24 protein-coding genes and 2 tRNA genes are annotated in these 22,662 nt (G+C 40.9%); 10 read left to right on the top strand and 16 right to left on the bottom strand.

Annotation, left to right across the window (positions count from 1 at the left end; all coding sequences use genetic code 11):
• The first annotated feature begins 95 nt into the window (after positions 1–95).
• The 3 genes from NDN11_RS06260 to NDN11_RS06250 all read left to right on the top strand — a co-directional run bounded on the left by NDN11_RS06260 (position 96) and on the right by NDN11_RS06250 (position 1,625).
• The gene (locus NDN11_RS06260; protein WP_167248277.1) at positions 96–1,322 is read left to right on the top strand and encodes a multifunctional CCA addition/repair protein; all 1,227 of its coding nucleotides are present in this window, start codon (positions 96–98) and stop codon (positions 1,320–1,322) included.
• A 142-nt stretch (positions 1,323–1,464) separates the two neighbouring features.
• Positions 1,465–1,540, top strand: a tRNA-Asn gene (locus tag NDN11_RS06255).
• Between the two features lie 9 nt (positions 1,541–1,549).
• Positions 1,550–1,625, top strand: a tRNA-Asn gene (locus tag NDN11_RS06250).
• Between the two features lie 113 nt (positions 1,626–1,738).
• Here NDN11_RS06250 and NDN11_RS06245 read toward each other — a convergent pair.
• From NDN11_RS06245 to NDN11_RS06195, 11 genes are all read right to left on the bottom strand, one after another.
• Positions 1,739–2,395: a MiaE family protein gene (locus tag NDN11_RS06245; RefSeq protein WP_251111106.1), complete on the bottom strand. Its 657-nt coding sequence runs from the start codon at positions 2,393–2,395 to the stop codon at positions 1,739–1,741.
• A 4-nt stretch (positions 2,396–2,399) separates the two neighbouring features.
• Positions 2,400–3,128 (bottom strand): pyridoxine 5'-phosphate synthase, encoded by a 729-nt coding sequence (pdxJ, locus tag NDN11_RS06240; protein ID WP_251111105.1) that lies wholly within the window; start codon positions 3,126–3,128, stop codon positions 2,400–2,402.
• Positions 3,129–3,181: 53 nt separating this feature from the next.
• The gene (gene recO, locus NDN11_RS06235) at positions 3,182–3,889 is read right to left on the bottom strand and encodes a DNA repair protein RecO (protein WP_251111104.1); all 708 of its coding nucleotides are present in this window, start codon (positions 3,887–3,889) and stop codon (positions 3,182–3,184) included.
• A 9-nt stretch (positions 3,890–3,898) separates the two neighbouring features.
• Positions 3,899–4,096 carry an NF038104 family lipoprotein gene (locus NDN11_RS06230; protein ID WP_167248272.1) on the bottom strand — a complete coding sequence of 66 codons (198 nt, stop codon included), beginning with the start codon at positions 4,094–4,096 and terminating at the stop codon, positions 3,899–3,901.
• A 24-nt stretch (positions 4,097–4,120) separates the two neighbouring features.
• Positions 4,121–5,146, bottom strand: a complete 1,026-nt coding sequence (gene era, locus NDN11_RS06225) for a GTPase Era (protein ID WP_167248271.1) — start codon at positions 5,144–5,146, stop codon at positions 4,121–4,123.
• Positions 5,147–5,150: 4 nt separating this feature from the next.
• A complete protein-coding gene (gene rnc, locus NDN11_RS06220) occupies positions 5,151–5,846 on the bottom strand; it encodes a ribonuclease III (RefSeq protein WP_167248270.1) in 696 nt (231 codons plus the stop codon).
• Positions 5,815–6,192, bottom strand: a complete 378-nt coding sequence (locus tag NDN11_RS06215) for a DUF4845 domain-containing protein (protein ID WP_251111103.1) — start codon at positions 6,190–6,192, stop codon at positions 5,815–5,817. Before NDN11_RS06215 ends, rnc begins: the two co-directional genes overlap by 32 nt.
• Positions 6,193–6,216: 24 nt before the next feature.
• On the bottom strand, positions 6,217–7,080 hold the full coding sequence (gene lepB / locus NDN11_RS06210) for a signal peptidase I (RefSeq protein ID WP_251111102.1): 864 nt from the start codon (positions 7,078–7,080) through the stop codon (positions 6,217–6,219).
• Positions 7,081–7,153: 73 nt separating this feature from the next.
• Positions 7,154–8,971, bottom strand: a complete 1,818-nt coding sequence (gene lepA, locus NDN11_RS06205) for a translation elongation factor 4 (protein WP_167248267.1) — start codon at positions 8,969–8,971, stop codon at positions 7,154–7,156.
• A 162-nt stretch (positions 8,972–9,133) separates the two neighbouring features.
• The gene (locus NDN11_RS06200) at positions 9,134–9,589 is read right to left on the bottom strand and encodes an acyl-CoA thioesterase (RefSeq protein ID WP_167248266.1); all 456 of its coding nucleotides are present in this window, start codon (positions 9,587–9,589) and stop codon (positions 9,134–9,136) included.
• Positions 9,590–9,713: 124 nt separating this feature from the next.
• Positions 9,714–11,090, bottom strand: coding sequence for a Do family serine endopeptidase (locus NDN11_RS06195; protein ID WP_251111101.1), 1,377 nt, complete (start codon positions 11,088–11,090; stop codon positions 9,714–9,716).
• Between the two features lie 371 nt (positions 11,091–11,461).
• On the opposite strand from NDN11_RS06195, the gene nadB reads away from it, so the two are divergent.
• On the top strand, positions 11,462–13,099 hold the full coding sequence (gene nadB / locus NDN11_RS06190; RefSeq protein WP_251111500.1) for an L-aspartate oxidase: 1,638 nt from the start codon (positions 11,462–11,464) through the stop codon (positions 13,097–13,099).
• Between the two features lie 48 nt (positions 13,100–13,147).
• Here nadB and NDN11_RS06185 read toward each other — a convergent pair whose 3' ends face one another.
• The 4 genes from NDN11_RS06185 to pabC are packed head-to-tail and all read right to left on the bottom strand — an operon-like array spanning position 13,148 to position 15,929.
• Positions 13,148–13,426: a DUF7660 family protein gene (locus NDN11_RS06185; RefSeq protein WP_251111100.1), complete on the bottom strand. Its 279-nt coding sequence runs from the start codon at positions 13,424–13,426 to the stop codon at positions 13,148–13,150.
• Positions 13,427–13,436: 10 nt separating this feature from the next.
• Positions 13,437–14,036: a dTMP kinase gene (gene tmk, locus NDN11_RS06180; RefSeq protein ID WP_251111099.1), complete on the bottom strand. Its 600-nt coding sequence runs from the start codon at positions 14,034–14,036 to the stop codon at positions 13,437–13,439.
• On the bottom strand, positions 14,036–15,115 hold the full coding sequence (mltG, locus tag NDN11_RS06175; protein WP_251111098.1) for an endolytic transglycosylase MltG: 1,080 nt from the start codon (positions 15,113–15,115) through the stop codon (positions 14,036–14,038). Before mltG ends, tmk begins: the two co-directional genes overlap by 1 nt.
• Before the next feature lies 1 nt (position 15,116).
• Positions 15,117–15,929 (bottom strand): aminodeoxychorismate lyase, encoded by an 813-nt coding sequence (gene pabC / locus NDN11_RS06170; protein ID WP_251111097.1) that lies wholly within the window; start codon positions 15,927–15,929, stop codon positions 15,117–15,119.
• Positions 15,930–16,180: 251 nt separating this feature from the next.
• On the opposite strand from pabC, the gene NDN11_RS06165 reads away from it, so the two are divergent.
• The 6 genes from NDN11_RS06165 (at position 16,181) to NDN11_RS06140 (ending at position 21,791) form a co-directional block, all read left to right on the top strand.
• The gene (locus tag NDN11_RS06165) at positions 16,181–17,188 is read left to right on the top strand and encodes a sulfate ABC transporter substrate-binding protein (RefSeq protein WP_251111096.1); all 1,008 of its coding nucleotides are present in this window, start codon (positions 16,181–16,183) and stop codon (positions 17,186–17,188) included.
• Positions 17,189–17,336: 148 nt separating this feature from the next.
• A complete protein-coding gene (locus tag NDN11_RS06160) occupies positions 17,337–17,939 on the top strand; it encodes an RBBP9/YdeN family alpha/beta hydrolase (protein WP_251111095.1) in 603 nt (200 codons plus the stop codon).
• Positions 17,940–18,016: 77 nt separating this feature from the next.
• Positions 18,017–18,850: a sulfate ABC transporter permease subunit CysT gene (cysT, locus tag NDN11_RS06155; RefSeq protein WP_251111094.1), complete on the top strand. Its 834-nt coding sequence runs from the start codon at positions 18,017–18,019 to the stop codon at positions 18,848–18,850.
• Complete coding sequence (gene cysW / locus NDN11_RS06150) at positions 18,847–19,731, top strand: sulfate ABC transporter permease subunit CysW (RefSeq protein ID WP_251111093.1); 885 nt, start codon at positions 18,847–18,849, stop codon at positions 19,729–19,731. Before cysT ends, cysW begins: the two co-directional genes overlap by 4 nt.
• An 11-nt stretch (positions 19,732–19,742) precedes the next feature.
• Positions 19,743–20,813, top strand: coding sequence for a sulfate/molybdate ABC transporter ATP-binding protein (locus tag NDN11_RS06145; RefSeq protein WP_151714739.1), 1,071 nt, complete (start codon positions 19,743–19,745; stop codon positions 20,811–20,813).
• Positions 20,814–20,867: 54 nt separating this feature from the next.
• The gene (locus NDN11_RS06140; protein WP_167248255.1) at positions 20,868–21,791 is read left to right on the top strand and encodes a CysB family HTH-type transcriptional regulator; all 924 of its coding nucleotides are present in this window, start codon (positions 20,868–20,870) and stop codon (positions 21,789–21,791) included.
• 101 nt (positions 21,792–21,892) lie between these two features.
• Here NDN11_RS06140 and carO read toward each other — a convergent pair whose 3' ends face one another.
• Positions 21,893–22,639 carry an ornithine uptake porin CarO gene (carO, locus tag NDN11_RS06135; RefSeq protein ID WP_167248254.1) on the bottom strand — a complete coding sequence of 249 codons (747 nt, stop codon included), beginning with the start codon at positions 22,637–22,639 and terminating at the stop codon, positions 21,893–21,895.
• Positions 22,640–22,662 lie beyond the last annotated feature (23 nt).

Here is a 22,662-nt window from a genome sequence, read left to right as displayed (position 1 = left end):
TTCACTCAAGCCCTGCTTTTATTGAAAAGCTTCGCTTAACGCTTGAGAAAACCTCTATTCTGTAGCATGATTGTGTGAAGAATAGAGGTTTTTTCATGCAAGTTTATTTAGTAGGCGGTGCAGTTCGAGATCATTTACTCGGCCATCCCTATCACGAAAAAGATTATGTGGTGGTTGGAGCAACGCCCGAGCAACTATTGGCTGAAGGTTATCAACCTGTTGGTAAAGATTTTCCTGTATTTTTACATCCAAAAACAAAAGAAGAGTACGCACTTGCTCGTACAGAGCGTAAATCTGGTGTCGGTTATCACGGTTTTCAATTTTTTACCGATACCACAGTGAAATTAGAAGAAGATCTGATTCGTCGTGATTTAACCATTAATGCAATGGCGATGGATGATGCAGGTACTGTTTATGACCCCTATGGTGGGCAACAAGATTTAGATCAAAAAATTCTACGCCATGTATCTGATGCATTTACCGAAGACCCTCTACGCGTACTCCGTGTAGCTCGTTTTGCAGCTCGTTATGCAAGCTACGGCTTTAAAATAGCAGATGAAACACTACAATTAATGCAAAAAATTGCCCAATCAGGTGAGCTTGATGCATTAACTCCTGAACGCGTCTGGAAAGAGACCTCTCGTGCATTGCTAGAAGATCATGCAGATGTTTACTTTGAAACACTTAAAGAATGTGATGCCTTAAAAATCTTATTTCCTGAGATTGATGCGCTATTTGGTGTCCCACAACGCCCTGAATATCATCCTGAGATTGATTGTGGTATTCACACCCTCATGGCACTCAAACAAGCCTGTTTAGCTAAATATGCGCTTGATGTGCGTTTTGCTGTGCTTGTGCATGATCTTGGCAAGGCACTCACCCCTGTAGATGAACTGCCACGCCATATCATGCATGAAGAACGTGGTATAAAGCCTGTGACAGATCTCTGTGATCGTTTAAAAGTACCTACACATTTAAAAAGTCTGGCATTGATCGTTTGCAAAGAGCATTTAAAATGCCATCAAGTGAAAAATCTAAAACCTGGCACTCTATGGCGCCTTTTGCAACGCTTAGATGTACTTCGCCGTCCAGAAAAGGTACAAGCCTTTGTACAAGCTTGTGAGTGTGATGCTAAAGGTCGTTTAGGCTTAGAGCAACGCCCATATCCACAAGCACAATTCATGTTAGATGCAATGCAAATTGTCAGAAATATTCGTGCACAGGATTTACCTGAACATGTGACTGGTCCTGAAATTGGTGAAATGCTGATTCAGTATCGAATTGAGGCACTTGCTAAATTTAAGGATCTGCACAATAACTGATTAATTTTTAAGTAAATTAAGTATTTTTTGTACAGATTTTCTTATCTATGTACCAAAAAGATTATTAATCAAGCAAACGATTAATTTTATTTACTATTATTGTTGACGCATCTGCTTTTCATGCCTAAAATGCGCATCAGATTCTCCAATAGCTCAGTCGGTAGAGCGACGGACTGTTAATCCGCAGGTCCCTGGTTCGAGCCCAGGTTGGAGAGCCAATCTACTATTCTCCCATAGCTCAGTCGGTAGAGCGACGGACTGTTAATCCGCAGGTCCCTGGTTCGAGCCCAGGTGGGAGAGCCAAGATTCTAAAAAGCCCTGATCATTGATCGGGGCTTTTTTTATTGTTGCCAAAACCGAACCTAATAAAAAAGACCTCTAAAATATAGAAGTCTTTTTATGAAAAGCAATCTCAATTACGCAGTAACTTTTGCTGGCACACCACTATGAAAGCGAAACGTATCATCTGGACTTAAGATCAGATTTTTTTCCACTTCACGAATATGCTCAATGCGTTGCTGGATAGTTTCTTCTGGATCTTTGAGTTTCGCTGTTTTTGCAACATCCAACGCTAAAGCCAGATAGTCCTCAAAATGACGAGATTCAGACTTAAGCAAGTAGCGGTAGTAACGCCCCAGCTCATCGTCTACAATCGGTGCTAGCGCATAAAAACGTTCACACGAGCGTGCTTCGACAAATGCACCAATAATCATCACATCAATCAGAGCCTCAGGCTCATAGGTACGGATTTCTTTACGTAATCCACCTGCATAGCGCCCTGCACTCAAACCCTTCCACTCTTGGCCGCGTTTGTTCATGAACTCCAAAACCTGCTCATAATGCAGCATTTCTTCACGTACCAATTGCGCCAATTTCACTTGTAGGTCCGTAAAGAAACTATAGCGAAACATTAAGTTCATGGCGGTACTCGCCGCTTTTTTCTCACAGTTGGCATGATCTTGCATTAAGATGTCCAGATTATTAATAGCTTCATCCAACCATGCCTGAGGAGTCGTACAACCTAAAAACTCGATTACAGGTTGCATTAACTCATCATAATTTACGCTACTCATCAACTTATCTCGCAGCAGCCTGAATTGCTGCTTTCATATCTGTTACTGCTTGAGCCAAACCCACGAATACGCTATCGGCAATAATTGAATGCCCGATGTTTAATTCATGAATTTGTGGAATTGCTGCAATCGCTGCAACATTATCTAGATTCAAACCATGCCCAGCGTTCACAACCAAACCTTTTGCCGCGGCATATTCAGCACCTTTGATAATACGGGCTAATTCAGCTTGCTGTTGCGCATCAGTTTCAGCATCAGCATATGCACCTGTATGAATCTCAATCGTTGGTGCACCACACGCCACCGCTGCATCAATTTGGGCTAAATCTGCATCAATAAACAGAGATACATCACTGCCAATTGCTTTCAGCGCTTCAGTAGCAGCTTTGACTTTTTCAAAATGCCCAACCACATCCAATCCACCTTCCGTGGTCACTTCTTGACGACGCTCAGGTACAAAACAAACATGCTGAGGTTGAACCTCTTTAGCAAACGCAACCATTTCATCAGTTACCGCCAATTCCAAATTCATTCGTGTTTTCAACAATGGACGCATACGACGCACATCATCATCTTGTATATGGCGGCGATCTTCACGCAAATGCAAAGTAATCCCCTCTGCACCCGCTTGTTCACAGACCAAAGCAGCCTGAACTGGATCAGGGTAAGTTGTACCACGTGCTTGTCTTAACGTTGCAACATGATCAATGTTTACACCTAAGATTGCAGCCATAAAAATATCCTATTGTTTATCTTTCTATTTGCACCATTAATGCATCGAGAAGATCAAGTTTGCGTATTTTGAATCCAGAGTTGACGGCTTTTCAGCGGTCGATCACCCAGCAAAGAGCTAATCATTTGACGGTATAGTTTACCTAATAATTGCAACTGTTCGGGAGAAAAATCCTGTCCATCTTCATAACCTTTCATTGAGCCAATTAACGTGCCTGAAAGAGTTGAACGTGAGGCTTGCGTGACTGGTAAAAAACCATCATTCAGCTGAAACAAATAATGCTGAAGTGCTTGAACTTCTTGTTGATTAGCGTCAATTGAAAAGTCAATTGCATAACCCAGCTCTTGCAGTAAAGCATGTTCAAATTGACGTAAAATTTGTCTCAGAAATAATGCCGCTTGCTCATGTGAGGCGAGTTGTTGCAATTGTAATAATATCAATTGATATTGTTCAAAGGTTTGCGGCATGGCTTCTTCTAATGGACATAAGCGCAATAGAATTTCATTTAAATAAAAGCCAGCAAAAAAAGCATCCCCATGAAAAAACACAGGTTGATTCAGAATTTCGAGTTTAGTGAAATTTTTAAGTTCTGATTTGCCTGTCGCTTGTAGACGAATTGGCTGATATTGAGGTGGTGGGATTTGTCTTAGAATCCCATCCACTCGACCATATTCTTGTGTATATAAATGCACAATATGGCTTTTCTCGCGATATTTACGATGATGAATCAAATAGCCATGTAGGACTTCATTACGCATCATAGAACGATACTAGTCCTTCTTTTTCTCATCCTTTTCATCATCATCGCCATCAGGAATGACTGCACCAACAACCGCAGCCGTTCCTTTAACAACACCTTTGGTGGTCTTATAAGCAACTTTCACAGGTACAGTCACAAGCTTATGAATACAGCCCTGCAACATAAAAACACACGTCACAATTGCGAGTACACGGATTGTTGTTTTCATACCTCTATCCATATTGCAAGACAGTTAAATATCGCTATAACCCAAGCTTTTCAATGCACGCTCATCATCAGACCAACCACCTTTGACTTTCACCCAAAGTGTTAGCATGATTTTTTGCTCAAACATTTTTTCCATGTCTGCACGTGCATCCATACCAATACTTTTCAGCTTCGCACCTTTGTCACCAATCACAATCGCCTTTTGACCTTGGCGCTCCACAAAAATCGTTGCATCAATATAAGTACATGGTGGCTTTAAGCGACCTGTTTTTTCATTTACAGTTGCTTCTTCTGTTTTAAATGATTCAATCTGAACAGTTAAATCATACGGAAGCTCTTCACCCAACTGACGCATGATTTTCTCACGAATGATTTCACTCGCAAGGAAACGCTCAGAACGATCGGTTATCTGATCTAATGAATATAAAGGTGGTTGATACGGCAGATATTTTTCAATCGTGTCACGCAAATGATCTAGGTTTGCACCGCGCAATGCTGAAACTGGAACAATTTCAGCAAAATTCATTAACTTGGCACGCTCTCGAATCAGCGGTAAAGCTTCATTTTTATTTTCAAAAGTATCTAGTTTATTGATCACTAGGATCACAGGCATATCTGCATTTTTAAGTTTTTCCAAAACCAATTCATCGTTTTGAGTCCACTTTTGTGCATCAACCACAAATAAAACTAGATTCACATCACGCAATGCTGAATGTGCAGCACGGTTCATCATCTTATTGATGGCGCGTACTTCTTTTTTATGCATCCCAGGGGTATCTACGAATACAGCCTGCGATTTCTCACGTGAATCAATCCCCACGATCTTATGACGTGTGGTTTGTGGCTTACGTGAAGTAATCGATAGTTTTTGACCCAAGATGTGGTTCATCAAAGTTGACTTGCCCACGTTTGGACGGCCAACGATTGCAACAAAACCGCTTTTGAAATCTGAAGGAATTGTGGTTCCTTGAGAACTAAAAAATTGATCAACTACATTATTGCCATCTTGCTGTTCAGTTGCTTCTGGCTTATTTTCTTCTGAATGAGACATCAGGTTATTGCTCCAATAATTTTAAAATCTCTGCCGCTGCCGTTTGTTCGGCAAAACGACGACTTGAGCCCTCGCCTATAATTTTTGGCAATCCCGCTACATCACATTCCACTTTGAAATGTTGATTCGGGGCATCACCCTGAATATCTACAACCTCGTAAACTGGGAGAGGTTTTTTACGTGCTTGTAAATACTCTTGCAAACGTGATTTCGGGTCTTTCAGTTGATCTGTCGGTTCGATATGATCAAGATATGGTTCATACCATTTTAACACAATGCGCTCTAGCAAGTTGAGATCATTACTGTCTAAATAAATAGCACCAATGATTGCTTCAACGGTATCAGCCAAAATCGATTCACGGTGATGTCCACCAGATTTTAACTCGCCTGTGCTTAAAATTAATGACCGACTTAATTGCAAGTCATTTGCAATTTTCCCCAATGCCTCCTGTCGAACCAACGTCGCACGCATACGTGTTAAGCGACCTTCATTTTCCAGGGGATAGGCATTGTATAAATAATTTGCAACGATCATCCCTAATAATGCATCGCCTAGAAATTCTAGGCGTTCATAATTATGTTTATGGCTGACCGAGCGATGGGTCAAAGCCAGTTTTAACAATTCAAACTGTTTAAACTGGTGACCTATTCGCCCTTGCAGCCGTGTATCATTGAGCTTGTTTTGCAGATTTTTGGTCAAAAGTCTTCTCAAAGGTCATCACTAAACTGATATTCAGCATGAAAGGCTTACGGATTTCATACTTCTTCATCACCACAAGATCGTCTTTATAAGTCACTTGCGCAATATCTTTAAAATGTAGATCACGAATCCCGTTCATATCAAAACGTTGATCCATCTGAGATTCAAACTTACTCGGTGTAATATTTGCAGGACTATCTTTTAATAGCCCCTCAATCTGAGTATTAATCAGTTTGTCATCCCAGTACGCTGGCCAAATCGCAATTGCTGCTTTCACAGCAACTGCAAATAAAACCACCCCAAATAAAATTGCAATATACGAAGTCCCTTGTTGAGATTTACGCATCTGTCTATTTCCTATATATTTTTATTAGTCAATCTTACCATTTCGGTTGAAACTTGGAAGATTAAAACCAGGTTCTTTATGCATCCATACATAAAAAGCACGACCTGTTAGATTCGCTTCAGGTACAAAGCCCCAAAAACGACTATCTGCACTTTGATCACGGTTATCACCCATTGCGAAGTATTGTCCCTTAGGCACTGTTACTTCCCAATCCTTACCATTACTCTGAATAAATACATCATTCTCTTTGGCAACAAAAGGAATCAATGCTTCAGCACCTCTTAGCTGTGCAAACTGGAATTGCTCGGCAAGTGGGTTGCGTCCTTCTAAGTAACGGATTAAATGCTGATGCTCACCCAAAGTTTCTTTAAAATAAAGTGCTGTAGGCGTATCTTGCTGATCTTTAGCTCGAGCAAACTGTGTTGCAACTTTTGCAATCTGCTGACCATTGATAATCAATTCACCATCTTTAAATTGAATATGATCACCTGGTAAACCAACAACACGTTTAATATAGCTAATCGTTGGTTGTGGTGGATAGCGGAATACAATTACTTCGCCACGTTTCGGTTCGCCAACATTAATTACTTTTGAATTTACAATCGGTAAACGCACGCCATAATCAAATTTATTCACCAGAATAAAATCACCCGTTTCTAAGGTAGGTACCATAGAGTCCGACGGAATATTAAATGGCTCATACAAGAAAGAACGTAGTACAAGTACAACAGCTAACACTGGCCAGAAATCATATGCCCATGTGATAGCAAAGTTTTCCTGATTACGCCCACGTGTTGCACGCTGTTTCAATACCAACTTATCCAGTAACCACACCAAAAAGAAAATCAGTGTTGCTGGTACCAGAATCAAGTTAAAATCAAAATCCACAAACCCTCTCTTGCAGTGTAACTGCTCGTATTTTGACTGGGTAAAACAAACGTTTCCCCAGCCTCATCATTCTTTATCTATCAACTTTCAATACGGCTAAGAATGCTTCTTGCGGGATCTCAACACTTCCCACTTGCTTCATGCGCTTCTTACCTTCTTTCTGCTTCGCAAGAAGTTTCTTCTTACGCGAAACGTCACCACCATAACATTTTGCCAATACGTTTTTGCGCATTGCTTTTACAGTAGAACGCGCAATAATTTGCGCACCAATCGCGGCTTGAATCGCAACATCATACATTTGACGAGGAATGAGATCTTTCATTTTCTCAACCAATGCAATACCGCGATGGCGAGCATCTTGACGGTGGCAGATCATTGCTAAGGCATCAACCTTTTCGCTATTAATTAAAACATCAACCTTAACCAGAGCTGAACTCTCGAAACGAACGAAGTTATAATCAAGTGAAGCAAAGCCACGCGAGCATGATTTTAATTTATCAAAGAAATCCATGACCACTTCTGCCATTGGAATTTCAAAAGTAATTGAAACTTGATTACCCAAGAATTTCATATCTTTTTGAATACCACGACGCTCGATACACAAAGTCATCACGTTACCCAAATATTCTTGCGGCACGAGGATATGACATTCAGCAATCGGTTCTCGTAGATCTTCAACCGTCGAGCCATCTGGCATTTTTGACGGGCTGTCGATATAAATGATATCGCCTTTCTTGGTTAACGCTTCGTAAATAACAGTCGGTGCAGAGCTGATCAGATCAAGATCGTATTCACGCTCTAAACGCTCTTGTACGATCTCCATGTGCAGCATTCCCAAGAAGCCACAACGGAAACCAAAGCCTAAAGCATCTGAACTCTCAGGTTCGAAGAATAAAGCAGAGTCATTGATCTGTAATTTTTGCAATGCTTCACGGAATGGTTCAAAGTCACTTGAATCAATCGGGAACAGACCTGCATAAACTTGTGGTTTAACCTTTTTAAAACCCGGTAAAGTCGCAACATCAGGTGTGTTTGAAAGCGTAATGGTATCACCGACTGGCGCACCAAAAATGTCTTTAATCCCTGCAATTACAAAGCCAACTTCACCTGCTTCAAGGATGTCAGTTTCGGTATGCTTTGGATTGAACACACCGACAGAAGTCACAGGATGCGTTTGTCCCGTTGATTTCACCAACATCTTGTCGCCCTTGCGGATGCGACCTTGTTTAATACGAACAAGCGATACAACACCAAGGTAGTTATCGAACCATGAGTCGATAATTAATGCTTGTAACGGTGCATCACGATCACCTTCTGGCGCAGGAATCACATCAACCAAGCGCTCTAGAACACCTTCAACACCTAGGCCAGTTTTTGCTGAACAGGTTGGTGCATCTGTCGCTTCAATCCCGATAATTTCTTCAATTTCGTGGATTACACGCTCAGGCTCAGCTTGAGGTAAATCAATCTTGTTGAGGATTGGTAAAACTTCTAAGCCCTGCTCAATCGCGGTATAACAGTTTGCAACTGACTGTGCTTCAACACCTTGAGCAGCATCAACCACCAACAACGCACCTTCACATGCCGCCAAAGAACGAGAAACTTCATAAGAGAAGTCGACGTGTCCTGGGGTATCAATGAAGTTTAATTGGTATTCTTGACCATTTGGGTGCGTGTAATACAACGTTACCGAGGCAGCTTTAATGGTAATCCCACGCTCACGCTCAAGCTCCATAGAGTCTAATACTTGAGCTTGCATCTCACGATCTTGTAAACCGCCACACATTTGAATGAAACGGTCAGCCAAAGTCGACTTACCATGGTCAATATGAGCAATAATCGAGAAATTGCGTATATTTTTGATATCTACGGATTTTTTAGCTTGCGCCATGGGTTACCTTAACAAAATAGAACGCTCTATACTTTTAAAAAGTAGTGAGCCAAATGGTTTAATAAAATTGCCCGCGATTATAACAGAACAGGCTTTCAAAGTATTCAAAATAATAAACGCTTTGATATGAACAACCGAACAATTTATCTATATTTAAACCAATTAAACTGCGTCATATGAAATAGAGAAATCCATCGGATCTAAATCAGCTGCAATTGGCTGATACGCTTGAGTAAAACTTGGTGACATACGTTTTGGACGCCCTGAATCAATTTCAATACATGCCCATTTGGTATTACCAACAAATAAAATGCTCTGATCTTTAGGTCTATAGAAGGCGTACTGACGAAACGAGTAAAGTGCATTAATATCATCTAACCATGTCCTTAAGATGACTTCTTCACCTTCCAGTGCAGCCTTGCGATATTGAACATGATGTTCTACTGCGACCATTGCATGTTTGAGTTCTAAATATTGAGCCAAACCTAAACCCAATGTCTCGATATGTGCTGAAGCAACATCTTGCATCCATTGGATATACATTACATTGTTCACATGCCCCAATACATCGATATGCTTAGGCTGGACTTGTATTTTTAAATCAAAAATTGTACTCATAATTTTGCGTATTTCATCACGACCAACGTTTCGCTAGCTACACTAGTCTAAACACAACAGGATTTCAAAACAAAAACCACCCTAATTCTAGAGTGGTTTTAGCAACATAACCTTCATTCCATCATTAAGGTAAACGTAATCCAAGAATTGCACGCTGACCTTGACGGATAATTGTTACACGCGCAACGCTATTTTTTGGCAAAGCAGAAACAGTTTTTGCAAACATTTGACTGTTGGTAATTGCTGTACCATTCACTTGTACAATCACATCACCTGCAACCAAATTAGATAAAGATGCTGTACCACCACGCTTCACATCTTGAATCAAAATACCACCACGAACTTCCAAACGTGCTTGTTCAGCTGCGGTTAAGTCACGAATGCTCATACCTAAACCACTGGTTGGGTTATTCTTCTCGGCATCAGCGGCCGTATCATCTGGTGCAGTACCCAGAGTTGCAGAAATCATACGTGTTTTATCATCACGAAGGATTTCCAGTTGAACTGTTTGGTTTGGTGCGATTCGGTTGAGTGAATAAAGTAAATCGCTGGTACGCAGAATTGGAGCACCATTGGCTTTTAAAATCACATCACCTGATTTGAGACCTGCTTTGTCAGCTGGAGACTTTGGCTCTACTTGAGTAATCAACGAACCTTCTGGTTTCGGCAATTTATAGGCTTCTGCCAAGTTACGATCAATATCTTGCATCTTAATACCAAGATAAGAACGGGTTACTTTACCAGTCGTCTTCAATTGTTGTACGACATCCATCGCCACATCAATTGGGATCGAGAATGATAAGCCCATATAACCTCCCGTACCACTAAAGATACGTGAGTTAACACCGACCACTTCACCACGCTGGTTAAACAATGGACCGCCAGAGTTCCCAGGGTTTAAAGCTGCATCAGTTTGAATAAATGGAACCGAAGTTTCCCCACTCATATTTCGTGATTTTGCACTGACGATCCCTGCAGAAGCCGAGTAGTCAAAGCCAAATGGCGAACCAATCGCGAGCACAGGCTCACCAACGCGAAGTTGATTCACATCACCTACTTTCAACTCTGGGAAATTATTGCCAGTCACTTTTAGCAAAGCGATATCGGTACGTTCGTCACTTCCCACAAGCGTCGCATCAAGCTCACGACGATCATTCAGCGTGATACTGATACGTGACGCATCTGCAATCACATGTCGGTTGGTAAGCAAATAACCATCTTTGCCGATAAAGAATGCACTTCCGAATGCAGTTTTTTCTTGCGGGCCCTGCTGTTGCGGGATAATCACTTGATTACCAAAAAAACGTCTTAAAATTTCAGGGACTTGTTGTTGCAACAACTCTTCCTGAGTCATTTTCTTTACAACATTGACACTCACAACAGCAGGACTGACCTGCTCAACGAGGTTTGAAAAATCTACTGGCGCAGCAGCATTGACTTGAGACGCTGCTATCGTAAATACCGCAGCATACATTCCTTGTTGTAAATAGCGACTTTTCATGAAGCAAGAACCTACATACTGATAATTAAAATGAAATTTAGGTCTATATTTCTAGCACACCCCTATCATTCTTTTCGTAAAAATATGTTTATATTTTCAATGCATACAACGATCTAGAATGATGAAATGTGAATAAACTGTGGAGAAATACGCCATAACTTACTTGATAGAAATGGTTTTATCCTGAACAGCTTAACGATAGATTAAAACAATGTACTGAAACGTAATCATTTTCTCATTCGTACAGATCAGACAAAAATAATAAGCGAATAAATGGCATTCGCTAAAAATTCACTCAATTTCAGGCAGATTAGCCCTTGCCTTTTTGACAAAAAAGCGGTGTCATTAGCGAACGTTTAAAACTGAAGCAGATTGACATGCCTGATTTAAAAACAATTCACCATTTTGATGTGATTATTGTGGGCAGTGGCGGTGCAGGTTTAAGTCTTGCACTCTCTTTACCAAGTCATTACAACATTGCAATTTTAGCTAAGGCTGCGCTGACAGAAGCCAGTACCTTCTATGCTCAAGGCGGTGTTGCTGCAGTATTAGACGAGACAGATTCTATTCAACAACATATTAATGACACTATGATTGCAGGTGGTCATCTTTGTGAGTTGGATGCCGTAAAACATACCGTCGAAGGTGGTAAACCTTCCGTTGATTTCCTACTCAAACAAGGCGTGCAATTTACGCTAGATGATGATGAACAATTACACCTTACCCGTGAAGGTGGTCATTCACAACGTCGTATCATTCACTCTGCCGATGCAACAGGCAAAGCTATTTCAACTACATTGGTTGAACGTGCGAAAGAACGAAAAAATATTACGATTTTTGAAAATTATATTGCGATTGATCTGATTACGCTACACAAGCTTGGGCATCAAAACCAAGCCAACCGTTCAATCGGTCTATATGCTTTAGATGAAGCTAATGAACAGGTTCATACTTTCCTAGCGCCATTCACCGCACTTGCCTGTGGCGGTGCAATGAAAGCTTATCTCTATACCTCCAATCCTGATATTGCGACTGGTGATGGAATTGCCATGGCCTATCGTGCAGGTTGTCGCGTAGCAAATATGGAATTTAACCAATTCCATCCGACCTGTTTATATCATCCGAAAGCGCGTTCTTTCTTAATTACCGAAGCGATGCGTGGTGAAGGTGCTTATTTGCGCCTACCAGATGGCGAACGTTTCATGCTGCGTTTTGATGAACGTGCTGAACTTGCACCACGTGATATTGTGGCGCGTACCATTGACCATGAAATCAAACGTTTAGGGATTCGTCATGTTTGGTTAGACATCACCCATAAATCGCCAGAATTTATTACTGAACACTTCCCTACACTGTATGCACGTTTGCTTGAACTCGGTATTGATATCACCAAAGATATGATTCCTGTGGTTCCAGCAGCGCATTACACCTGTGGCGGTGTGGTGGTCAATGAGCATAGCCAAACTGATTTAGATGGCTTATATGCCATTGGTGAAACCTCATATACAGGTTTGCATGGTGCTAACCGTATGGCGAGTAACTCACTACTTGAATGTTTCGTTTATGGCATGAGCGCAGCAGAAGACATCGAACAGAAATTTGATTCTGAGTTTCAATTCCCAGATGTTCCAGCATGGGATGAAACGCAAGTCACCGATGCCGATGAAGATGTAGTGATCCTACAAAACTGGGATGAGCTTCGTTCCACCATGTGGAACTATGTGGGTATTGTTCGCACCACCAAACGTTTACAGCGTGCCTTGCACCGTATTGAAATGCTAAAGCGTGAAATCACTGAGTATTATCAGGATTACCGCGTCAGCAAGAATCTGATTGAATTGCGTAACCTGGTTCTAGTTTCGGAAATGATTGTACGTTGTGCGATGGAGCGGAAGGAATCACGGGGTTTGCATTACACGCTGGATTATCCAGAACTCTCACATGAGATTCGTAAGACAGTGTTAACACCACCAAATTTCAAGGTAGAACAACCGTTGGTGAATGAGTAATGAAATTAGGGTTAAAGATGTTTATCTATATATCTTTAACCCTAAAAATTATTCATAAATTCGAGCAGCCATCAGCATTTCTGCAAAAACTTTCCAATCAAGTTTATCCAAACGGTTACTCTGATCGATATTTTTATAATATCCCTCCATATCTTCAGTCCATGAAGCTAAAGCATCAAGAAAATCAGACAAATTAATATTCTCCCAATTGTTTGGATCATCTATAAGGTTCTGACGTAATTTCTTAATAAAAATCGCGAGTTCAGTATGACTAGATATCGCATCAATTGCCTTATCTAGATGATCGCTATCATGATCTTTATTCATTAGAACTGGCCTATCTCAAATATTGCAAAGCATCTTCAAACACCACATCCGCATTCTGTGTTGCATCTAAGCGCTTGATCCGTTCAGGCTCTGCTTGCCACAAGGTCTCATAACCTGCACTCACCTTAGTAAAGAAACTTAATTTCTCTTGCTCAAAACGATCCAATGCACCACGCTCTCGCGCACGGGTCATACCCAATTCAATCGGTGCATCTAACCAAAAGGTAATATTCGGCATTTTCGCCACAAAGGTTTGATTTAACAGTTGCAACTTTTCCTGACTTAAACCACGTCCAGAACACTGATAAGCAAAGCTGGCATCGGTAAAACGATCACTCAGCACAATTTTACCTGCCGCTAATGCAGGTAAAATCACTTGTTGTAAATGCTGTGCACGTGCTGCATAAATCAATAACAACTCGGTATCATGACTCATTTGCTCTTCATGATTCACTGCTAATAATAAGGAGCGAATCTGCTCAGCCAATGGTGTTCCACCCGGTTCACGGGTCAACACCACTTCTTTACCTTGCTGTTCAAAGTACTGATGAATTTTACGAATCAGTGTCGTCTTACCAACACCTTCCGTCCCTTCAAAACTGATAAACATTATTCGCCCTGCTTTTTCTTTGAACGTAGCACAGTTAAATATTCTTGCACTGCACGATTATGGTCTTCTAAAGACGCGGTAAATTTATGCCCACCATTGCCCGTGGCAACGAAGTAAATATTTTTGGCATCATCTGGATGCATCGCTGCTTCAATCGCTTTTTTACTTGGTAAAGCAATTGGTGTTGGCGGTAAACCATTGATGGTATAGGTGTTATAGGCCGTTGGCGTACGCAAGTCATTACGGGTGATATTGCCTTTGTAGTTGTCACCCATGCCATAAATCACCGTTGGATCTGTTTGTAAGCGCATCCCTATTTTCAAACGACGAACAAATACACCCGAAACTTGTTCTAACTCGCTATCAAGGCTAGTTTCTTTCTCAATAATTGAAGCCATGATCAAGGCTTCATACTTATCTTTATACGGTAAGTTCGGTGCTTTCTTGGCCCAAGCGTCATCCAAGGATTTCATTTGACGGCGATACAAATCCGTTAAGATTTTTTTATCCGTTTCACCTTTGGCGAAAAAATAAGTATCAGGCGCAAATAGACCTTCTGGATGCGTATATGAGATATTTAATTGCTTTAATAATTCACTGTGCGGAAGATCAAGTAAGGTATTGGTGACATTCGGGTCTTTTCTTAGACTTTGAATCAATTGTGAAAAAGTTGTTCCCTCAATGACTAGAATACGGTTCATCTGCGCATTATCCGCATCAGACAACATATCCATCACCTGACGAATACTCATGCCTTCTGTAATTTCATAAACACCCGCTTTCATAGTGTCATGAATCATAAACTTCTGATACAGCTTTAAAACTATTGGAAAATTCACCTTATTTTCTTTGGCTAAACGATCAATAAAGCGTGAATAGGTATCACCAGAAGAAATCACCAAAAGCTGTTTTTTACTGTCTACAGGGTAATTTTTAAATAAACTAGACCATACAATTCCAAAGATCGCCAATACAAAAATAACGATGGCAATCAATAAGGCTTTAAAAAAAGAAAATCTAGATTTCGGTTTCGCTTTGGGCTTTTTCTTACTTTTGCTGGAATTTGGCGGCTTTGGCATATTAATCAATCTGGCTAAGTTTTAAAGTTTCAAATAAATCAAGATAGGGTTGCTGCGCTAAGGCTCGATCATTAAATCGAACAACCGCTTTCATTGGATGTAACGCATTGCAAAAAAATAAACTTTGGATATGACCAATCTCATTCATATCGATACACCGCTGCTCACATTCAATCTGATATTGCTGCATTCTCGATAAGATTTTGGCTCTCATCACACCGTGGACGCCATTATAACGAAGTTCAGGCGTAATCCACCGATCATTTATACGAATAAAACAATTACTGCTCACCCCTTCAACAATATAGCCTTGTACATCACTAACGAGAGCTTCTAACCAACCACGCTGATCAGCTTCTTGTTTTAGTAAGACCTGTTCTAACCTGTTCAGGGTTTTCAACCCCACTAAATGAGGCATATTCAAACCCAAAGCATGATTTAACATACCACTTTCAATCCATTCAGGCTGAAAAGCCTGTGTCACTCTTGGGTAATACCAGACATACACATCAGCGGCATGTAAGGGAAGACTATAACCGCGATCGCCTTCACCACGGCTAATCACAACTTTTAATGTGCCATTGAGATTTGAATATTGCTGCTTTAATTGTACAAGTGACTTTTCTACACAGGATAAATCTGCATCCAACTGCAAGGACTGACATGCTAATTTTAAACGTGCAAAGTGAAGTTCTTTTAGTTCAAAAATTCCGTGAAAAATACGTGCTGTGGTAAAGCAGCCATCACCATAATGAAAAGCTCGGTCTAGTAAAGGGATGGAGTCAACAAATTGCCCATTTTTATAACAATGCATAATCTAGATACCTTTCCACTTTATAAGCCAGCACTACAAAAACCAATAAACCATTGATTTTAAATAAGTATAACAATTAAAACCTAAAATTAAAAATCGCTTATATATCAATAATTCAGCAAAGCTTATCTGTTTTATCTATTTCTATTTTTTTCATAACAAATTCGATTTTAATTATTTTTTTTGCAAAAAAACTGGCGTTATGCTGCGTACATATTCCAAACAGTGATTTAGTTTTTAAGGGGTTTTCCATGCGTTTTTCTCAAGTTAAAGTCGGCGTCATTGCCGCATTACTCTCAGTTTCTTCATTCGCGGCGCAAGAATTCTTAAACGTTTCTTATGACCCAACGCGTGAACTTTATACAGATTTCAATAAACAATTTGGTACGTTCTGGAAACAGCGTACAGGTCAGGACATCGACTTTAAACAATCACACGGTGGTTCAGGTAAACAAGCCCGTGCCGTGATTGATGGCTTAAATGCAGATGTAGTCACACTTGCGCTTGCAGCAGATATCGATGAGATTGCGGAAAATGCAAAACTACTTCCAGTAGACTGGCAAAAGAAACTACCGAACAACTCTACGCCATATACCTCAACAATTGTATTCCTTGTTCGTAAAGGCAACCCAAAACAAATCAAAGATTGGGGTGACCTCGTTAAGCCAGGTGTAGAAATCATCACACCAAATCCAAAAACATCTGGTGGTGCACGTTGGAACTACTTAGGTGCTTGGGCATGGGCGAAACATCAAAAAGGTGGTAACGACGCTAAAGCTCAAGAATTTGTTCGTCAAATTTATAAACAAACCAAAGTACTTGATTCAGGTGCCCGTGGTGCAACCACAACCTTTGCTGAACGGGGTATTGGTGACGTCTTACTGGCTTGGGAAAATGAAGCCTACCTAGCGGTACGTGAGCAACCAGGCAAATTCGAAATCGTCACACCTTCTCTTTCGATTCTTGCAGAACCACCAGTTGCTGTCGTTGAAAAGAATGCTGAGAAAAAAGGCAATCTACAAATTGCTCGTGGTTACTTGAACTATCTGTATTCACCAGCAGGACAAGAAATTGCTGCACGTAACTTCTACCGTCCTCGTAATGCAGCGGTGTTAAAGAAATACAGTAACGTATTTAAACCACTTAAATTAGTGACGATTGATCAAGAGTTTGGTGGTTGGACCAAAGTGCAAAAAACGCACTTTGATAATGGTGGTGTGTTTGATCAAATCGTCAAGCTCAACAACACAGGCAAATAAAAATCTCCCTTGCGCTGCTATAAACGCAGCTCACCTCTTTTGAAAGAGGGGAATTACACAGATTTTAGTTTAGTTACTAAATTCGTGTTACTCCTCCCTTTCTTAAAGGGAGATTAGGAGGGATTCTAAGGGGATAAGGAGAATAGACATGATTCATACCGTAATTGTTCCAGGTGTAGGTGGTAGCGAAGCGCAGCATTGGCAATCTTGGTTACAACAGCAACTCGTGTCTAGCTCTCGCGTTCAACAGCAACATTGGGATCGCCCTGTGTTGAGTGAATGGGTTGCTCAATTTGTTAAAACTGTTGTTGCAGCTCCAGCGCCTGTTCAAATCGTTGCACATAGCTTTGGCTGCTTAACCAGTGTTGCGGCACTTGCTGAACATCCAGAACTTAGAGCAAAAGTTAAAAATCTGATTTTGGTTGCACCTGCGAACCCAGCACGGTTTGGCGAAGCAGGCTTTGCACGCCATAGCCTGACTGACTATAAGCAGTATTTTCAACAGCTCAAAATTGAAGTGCCAACCACATTATTGATTAGTGAAAATGACCCTTGGTTAGGTTATGTCGATGCATTACAACTCGCACAAGCATGGAAATTAACACCAATCAATTTAGGTCCAGTTGGTCATATCAATGTTGCTTCTGGATTTGGTCCTTTTCCAGAGATCCTGAACTACCTGCTGCCTGAAAAAAAGACTCAGCTGGTTGCCCGAATGAGTCAGGCAAATTTTAATTTGAAATTTGCCTAGCCCCAGCTTTCCGTAATTCTAGTATTCGCATTATTTATTTGCTTGTTTTAGCAAACATTTCTCTTTGAGGAAATATCATGTCGCAGCGTTCCCGAGTGCTGCCTGGGTTTGGTCTCTCATTAGGCTTCACCCTCGCTTACGTGTCTTTGATTGTGCTTATTCCTTTATCTGCTGTATTTATCAAATCTTTTGGGATTGGATGGGATGGCTTATGGGAAATCTTAACTTCAGAACGAATCTTAAAATCCTTACAGCTTAGCTTTAGTGCCGCACTGATTGCAGCTTTAGTTAATGTTATTTTTGGTCTGTTATTGGCTTGGTGCCTGGTTCGTTATACCTTCCCTGGCAAACGTATTGTAGATGCTTTAGTAGACTTGCCTTTTGCATTACCCACTGCTGTTGCAGGTATTGCATTAACTTCTTTATATGCTCCAACAGGTTGGATCGGGCAATATCTTTCTCCACTTGGAATTGAAGTAGCCTATACCCCGATTGGTATCACACTTGCTTTAATCTTCATTGGTCTACCATTCGTGGTTCGTACCGTACAACCAGTACTCAGTGATATTGAAACCGAGTTGGAAGAAGCTGCTTCTGCCCTAGGCGCCAATCGCTGGCAAACCATTATCAAAATCATTTTACCAATTTTATTCCCTGCCTTGCTGACAGGTTTTGCCTTAGCTTTTGCACGCGGTGTTGGCGAGTATGGCTCTGTTATTTTCATTGCAGGTAATCAACCTTATAAAACAGAAATTGCACCGTTAATGATTATCTCGCGTTTAGAAGAATATGATTATGCAGGTGCAACCACCATCGCTGTGGTTATGCTCGTCCTCTCTTTCGGCATCTTATTTTTAATTAACTTGGTGCAAGCATGGGCTAGCCGTCGTACAGGGAGAGTTGCACAATGAGTCTAAATACCAATGGCAATGCTTTAGCGCTTAAATTACAAGCCAGAGATGCAACCCGAGAACCCACTTGGGTCCGTTATACCTTGATTGGTGTTGCTCTGATCTTTTTCCTGAGCTGTTTAATCCTACCGCTGATTTTGGTTTTTGTTGAAGCATTTAAACAAGGTTTGACCGTTTATATCAATGCTTTAACCGATTCAGATACTTTATCTGCTGTGAAACTGACCTTACTCACTGCCGCGATTGCAGTGCCAATTAATGTGATGTTTGGTGTTGCAGCAGCATGGGCGGTGGCAAAGTTCCAGTTCCGTGGTAAAGCGATCTTAACCACCATTATTGATATGCCTTTTTCGGTATCACCAGTCATTGCAGGTTTAATGTTGGTTCTGATTTTTGGTACACAGGGCTGGATGGGCAGTTGGTTAATGGATCATGACATCAAAATCTTGTATGCCGTGCCTGCGATTGTATTAGCCACGATTTTTATTACTGTTCCTTTTGTTGCTCGTGAACTAATTCCATTAATGGAAGCGCAAGGGACTGAGGAAGAAGAAGCAGCGATTGTACTTGGTGCTTCAGGTTGGCAAACCTTCTGGAAAGTAACCCTACCAAATATCAAATGGGGTTTGATTTACGGCGTGATTCTATGTAATGCCCGTGCAATGGGTGAGTTTGGTGCCGTTTCTGTCGTTTCAGGACATATTCGCGGTCAAACCAACACCTTACCGTTACACGTCGAGATTCTTTATAACGAATATACCTTTAGTGCTGCATTTGCTGTGTCTTCATTACTGGCATTTTTAGCGATCATTACATTGATTTTGAAAACTTGGCTTGAAGTACGCCAAGACCAAGCAAATGAACATCAACCAAATCACTAAGGAATGAACACATGAGTATTCAAGTTAAAAATATTGAAAAACACTTTGGTGCATTCCATGCGCTCAAAAATATTTCGTTAGACTTTCCTGAAGGTGAATTGGTTGCCCTACTTGGTCCTTCAGGCTGCGGAAAAACTACCTTATTACGTATTATCGCAGGCTTAGAATCTGCAGATGGTGGTCAGGTTTTACTTGAAGGTGAAGATGCAACGGACATCCATGTACGTGAGCGTCAGGTTGGTTTCGTGTTTCAACACTATGCCCTGTTCCGCCACATGACTGTTTTTGACAATATTGCCTTTGGTTTACGCGTTCGCCCTCGTGCAACACGCCCTTCAGAAGCTGAAATCAAAAAACGTGTAACGCGCTTACTGGATTTGGTACAACTCGGCTTCTTGGCAGACCGTTACCCTGCTCAACTTTCTGGTGGTCAGCGTCAACGTATTGCATTGGCACGTGCCTTAGCCGTTGAGCCACGTGTTTTACTCTTAGATGAGCCTTTTGGTGCACTTGATGCCAAAGTTCGTAAAGAATTACGCCGCTGGTTACGTACCTTACATGATGAGCTACATATCACTTCAATTTTTGTAACCCATGACCAAGAAGAAGCATTAGAAGTGGCTGACCAGATCATCGTCATGAACAAAGGTGATGTCGAGCAAATCGGTTCACCACGTGAAGTGTATGAAAAACCAGCAACCCCGTTTGTTTTTGATTTCCTTGGTCAAGCAAATCGTTTTGAAGGTGAGCATACTGACGGTATTATCCGTATCGGCGATGACCGTATTCAGCTACCGACTCTACTAGATGCGCCACAAGGGAAAGTCATTGCATTTGCACGACCAAATGAATTACATATTCATACCCAACCTCAAGCCAATACCATTGAGGCAACGTTCTTACGTGAGGTGTGGATTGCAGGCAGAGTTGTGGCGGAATTACAAGATCGTAGTGGACGTACTATCGAAATTTTATTAAGTGTAGAAGAAGCGAACTTACATCAATTCAAACCAAATCAAACCGTTTGGATCAGTGCAGCTCAACTTCATTTATTCGCAGATCAAACAACGCAAGTTGCTTAAAATAATATTGATGGGGTAAAAACACACCCCATCCTCTTATGAGGAAAAACTTTTATGAACTTCCAACAACTCAGAATTATTCGAGAAACTGTTCGCCAAAACTTTAATTTAACCGAAGCATCTGCGGCACTTTATACCTCCCAATCTGGTGTCAGTAAACACATTAAAGATTTAGAAGATGAATTAGGCGTACAGCTATTTGTACGTAAAGGTAAACGCTTATTAGGCCTCACCGAACCCGGTCAATCATTATTAAGTATTGTAGAACGCATGCTAGTCGATGCTGACAATATTAAACGTCTAGCCGATGATTTTAATAAAGTGGATGAAGGTACACTGACTATCGCGACTACGCATACTCAGGCTCGTTATGTACTGCCACCAATTGTGAATCAGTTTAAAAAGTTATTTCCAAAAGTACATTTGGTATTACAACAAGCGAGCCCTGTTGAGATTGCAGAAATGCTACTTCAAGGTGAAGCAGATATTGGTATTGCAACCGAGTCATTAACAACAGAAGATAATTTGGCAAGCGTACCTTATTATGAATGGCACCACAGCATCATTACACCGAAAGATCACCCTCTAGCGAAACTAGATAAAATCAGCTTGGACGTCTTAGCTGAATATCCGTTGATTACTTATCATGGTGGTTTTACTGGACGTTCGAAAATTGACAAGGCATTTGAAGATGCACAATTGCATGCCGATATTGTAATGTCGGCACTCGATGCCGATGTCATCAAAACCTATGTTGAACTGAATATGGGCGTTGGGATTGTCAATGATGTCGCTTATGATGCTGAACGTGACTACCGTTTGCAACAAATTAAAACTGATGTGTTTGGTGTGAATACCACATGGATTGCGGTACGCAAAGGACACCTTCTCCGTGGCTATGGTTATGAGTTTATTTCGCTCTGCTCACCAGAGACCGACATTAAAGCACTGAAAAAAGTGGCTTACCCTGAAGAATAAATCATCTAAAAACAAAAGGCTCATATGAGCCTTTTGTTTTACTTATTAAAGAGCATAAAAAAACGAGCATTGAGCTCGTTTTTTTATGTCAAATGCGCGGCTTAGAAATTAAAGCTTACACCCACTTTACCAACTGGCAACCATTGATATTTGTCGTCATTCGCAATTTTATGAGCTTCAGCATTAACAGCTTCAGTTAAAGACTGACTACCCGTAGTCGTTGCTGTACCTGTAGATGTCAAAGTAACCTTTGGATTACCAGTGTAATATGCACCTACTTCACCAAAAAGACCGATATTTTTGTAAATTTTTGGTGCAAAACCAAAGCCTACATATGGTGCGATGTCATTTTTATACTCCATCTTACCATCGATTTTAACGCCACCAGCATTCGCCAAGAAGTCTTGATTATTCACGCGGAAAGCACGAGTTGCACTTACATTACGAGTTAAATCATAATCATTATCTAAATAAGCCACACCAGCTGCTACATATAGAGATTTAGCAAATACGCTTTCACTTGTTCCCCATGGACGCACTTCAGCATTTAAATATGCAGTTTTATTGTCCATGTCTACATCATAAGTTGAGCCATTTACTTTGATGTCATCTGACCAAGAGATATCGCCACCATTGTAACCCAATGACAAGCCTACATATGGATTGACTTTATATGAAATAGCACCACCATAGCCTGTTGTACCTACTTCAGCACGAACTGAAACTGGATCTAAGTATGAAGGGAATGCATAAACTGATTCCTTCACAACTTGCTCATCTGCTGCAAATGCAGTACCTGCAATCGCTGTTAAAGCACCTGCTGCTAACATAACACGCAAAGCTTTCATTGAAGTCTCCTCACAAAACGCTT

It is taken from the genome of Acinetobacter sp. C26M, assembly GCF_023702675.1.
Lineage (GTDB): Bacteria > Pseudomonadota > Gammaproteobacteria > Pseudomonadales > Moraxellaceae > Acinetobacter.
Note: the sequence above shows the minus strand (reverse complement) of the source record. Positions and strands in the feature narration are given on the sequence as shown.

Excerpts from the sequence above, each read along its gene's own strand:
- tmk (WP_251111099.1), bottom strand. The coding sequence starts at position 14,036 with ATGTTTATCAGTTTTGAAGGGACGGAAGGTGTTGGTAAGACGACACTG.
- mltG (WP_251111098.1), bottom strand. The coding sequence starts at position 15,115 with ATGCCAAAGCCGCCAAATTCCAGCAAAAGTAAGAAAAAGCCCAAAGCG.
- pdxJ (WP_251111105.1), bottom strand. The coding sequence starts at position 3,128 with ATGGCTGCAATCTTAGGTGTAAACATTGATCATGTTGCAACGTTAAGA.
- NDN11_RS06195 (WP_251111101.1), bottom strand. The coding sequence starts at position 11,090 with ATGAAAAGTCGCTATTTACAACAAGGAATGTATGCTGCGGTATTTACG.
- NDN11_RS06200 (WP_167248266.1), bottom strand. The coding sequence starts at position 9,589 with ATGAGTACAATTTTTGATTTAAAAATACAAGTCCAGCCTAAGCATATC.
- cysW (WP_251111093.1), top strand. The coding sequence starts at position 18,847 with ATGAGTCTAAATACCAATGGCAATGCTTTAGCGCTTAAATTACAAGCC.
- NDN11_RS06245 (WP_251111106.1), bottom strand. The coding sequence starts at position 2,395 with ATGAGTAGCGTAAATTATGATGAGTTAATGCAACCTGTAATCGAGTTT.
- NDN11_RS06230 (WP_167248272.1), bottom strand. The coding sequence starts at position 4,096 with ATGAAAACAACAATCCGTGTACTCGCAATTGTGACGTGTGTTTTTATG.
- pabC (WP_251111097.1), bottom strand. The coding sequence starts at position 15,929 with ATGCATTGTTATAAAAATGGGCAATTTGTTGACTCCATCCCTTTACTA.
- NDN11_RS06165 (WP_251111096.1), top strand. The coding sequence starts at position 16,181 with ATGCGTTTTTCTCAAGTTAAAGTCGGCGTCATTGCCGCATTACTCTCA.
- NDN11_RS06215 (WP_251111103.1), bottom strand. The coding sequence starts at position 6,192 with ATGCGTAAATCTCAACAAGGGACTTCGTATATTGCAATTTTATTTGGG.
- era (WP_167248271.1), bottom strand. The coding sequence starts at position 5,146 with ATGTCTCATTCAGAAGAAAATAAGCCAGAAGCAACTGAACAGCAAGAT.
- lepA (WP_167248267.1), bottom strand. The coding sequence starts at position 8,971 with ATGGCGCAAGCTAAAAAATCCGTAGATATCAAAAATATACGCAATTTC.
- recO (WP_251111104.1), bottom strand. The coding sequence starts at position 3,889 with ATGATGCGTAATGAAGTCCTACATGGCTATTTGATTCATCATCGTAAA.
- NDN11_RS06260 (WP_167248277.1), top strand. The coding sequence starts at position 96 with ATGCAAGTTTATTTAGTAGGCGGTGCAGTTCGAGATCATTTACTCGGC.
- NDN11_RS06145 (WP_151714739.1), top strand. The coding sequence starts at position 19,743 with ATGAGTATTCAAGTTAAAAATATTGAAAAACACTTTGGTGCATTCCAT.
- carO (WP_167248254.1), bottom strand. The coding sequence starts at position 22,639 with ATGAAAGCTTTGCGTGTTATGTTAGCAGCAGGTGCTTTAACAGCGATT.
- NDN11_RS06140 (WP_167248255.1), top strand. The coding sequence starts at position 20,868 with ATGAACTTCCAACAACTCAGAATTATTCGAGAAACTGTTCGCCAAAAC.
- NDN11_RS06185 (WP_251111100.1), bottom strand. The coding sequence starts at position 13,426 with ATGAATAAAGATCATGATAGCGATCATCTAGATAAGGCAATTGATGCG.
- NDN11_RS06160 (WP_251111095.1), top strand. The coding sequence starts at position 17,337 with ATGATTCATACCGTAATTGTTCCAGGTGTAGGTGGTAGCGAAGCGCAG.
- cysT (WP_251111094.1), top strand. The coding sequence starts at position 18,017 with ATGTCGCAGCGTTCCCGAGTGCTGCCTGGGTTTGGTCTCTCATTAGGC.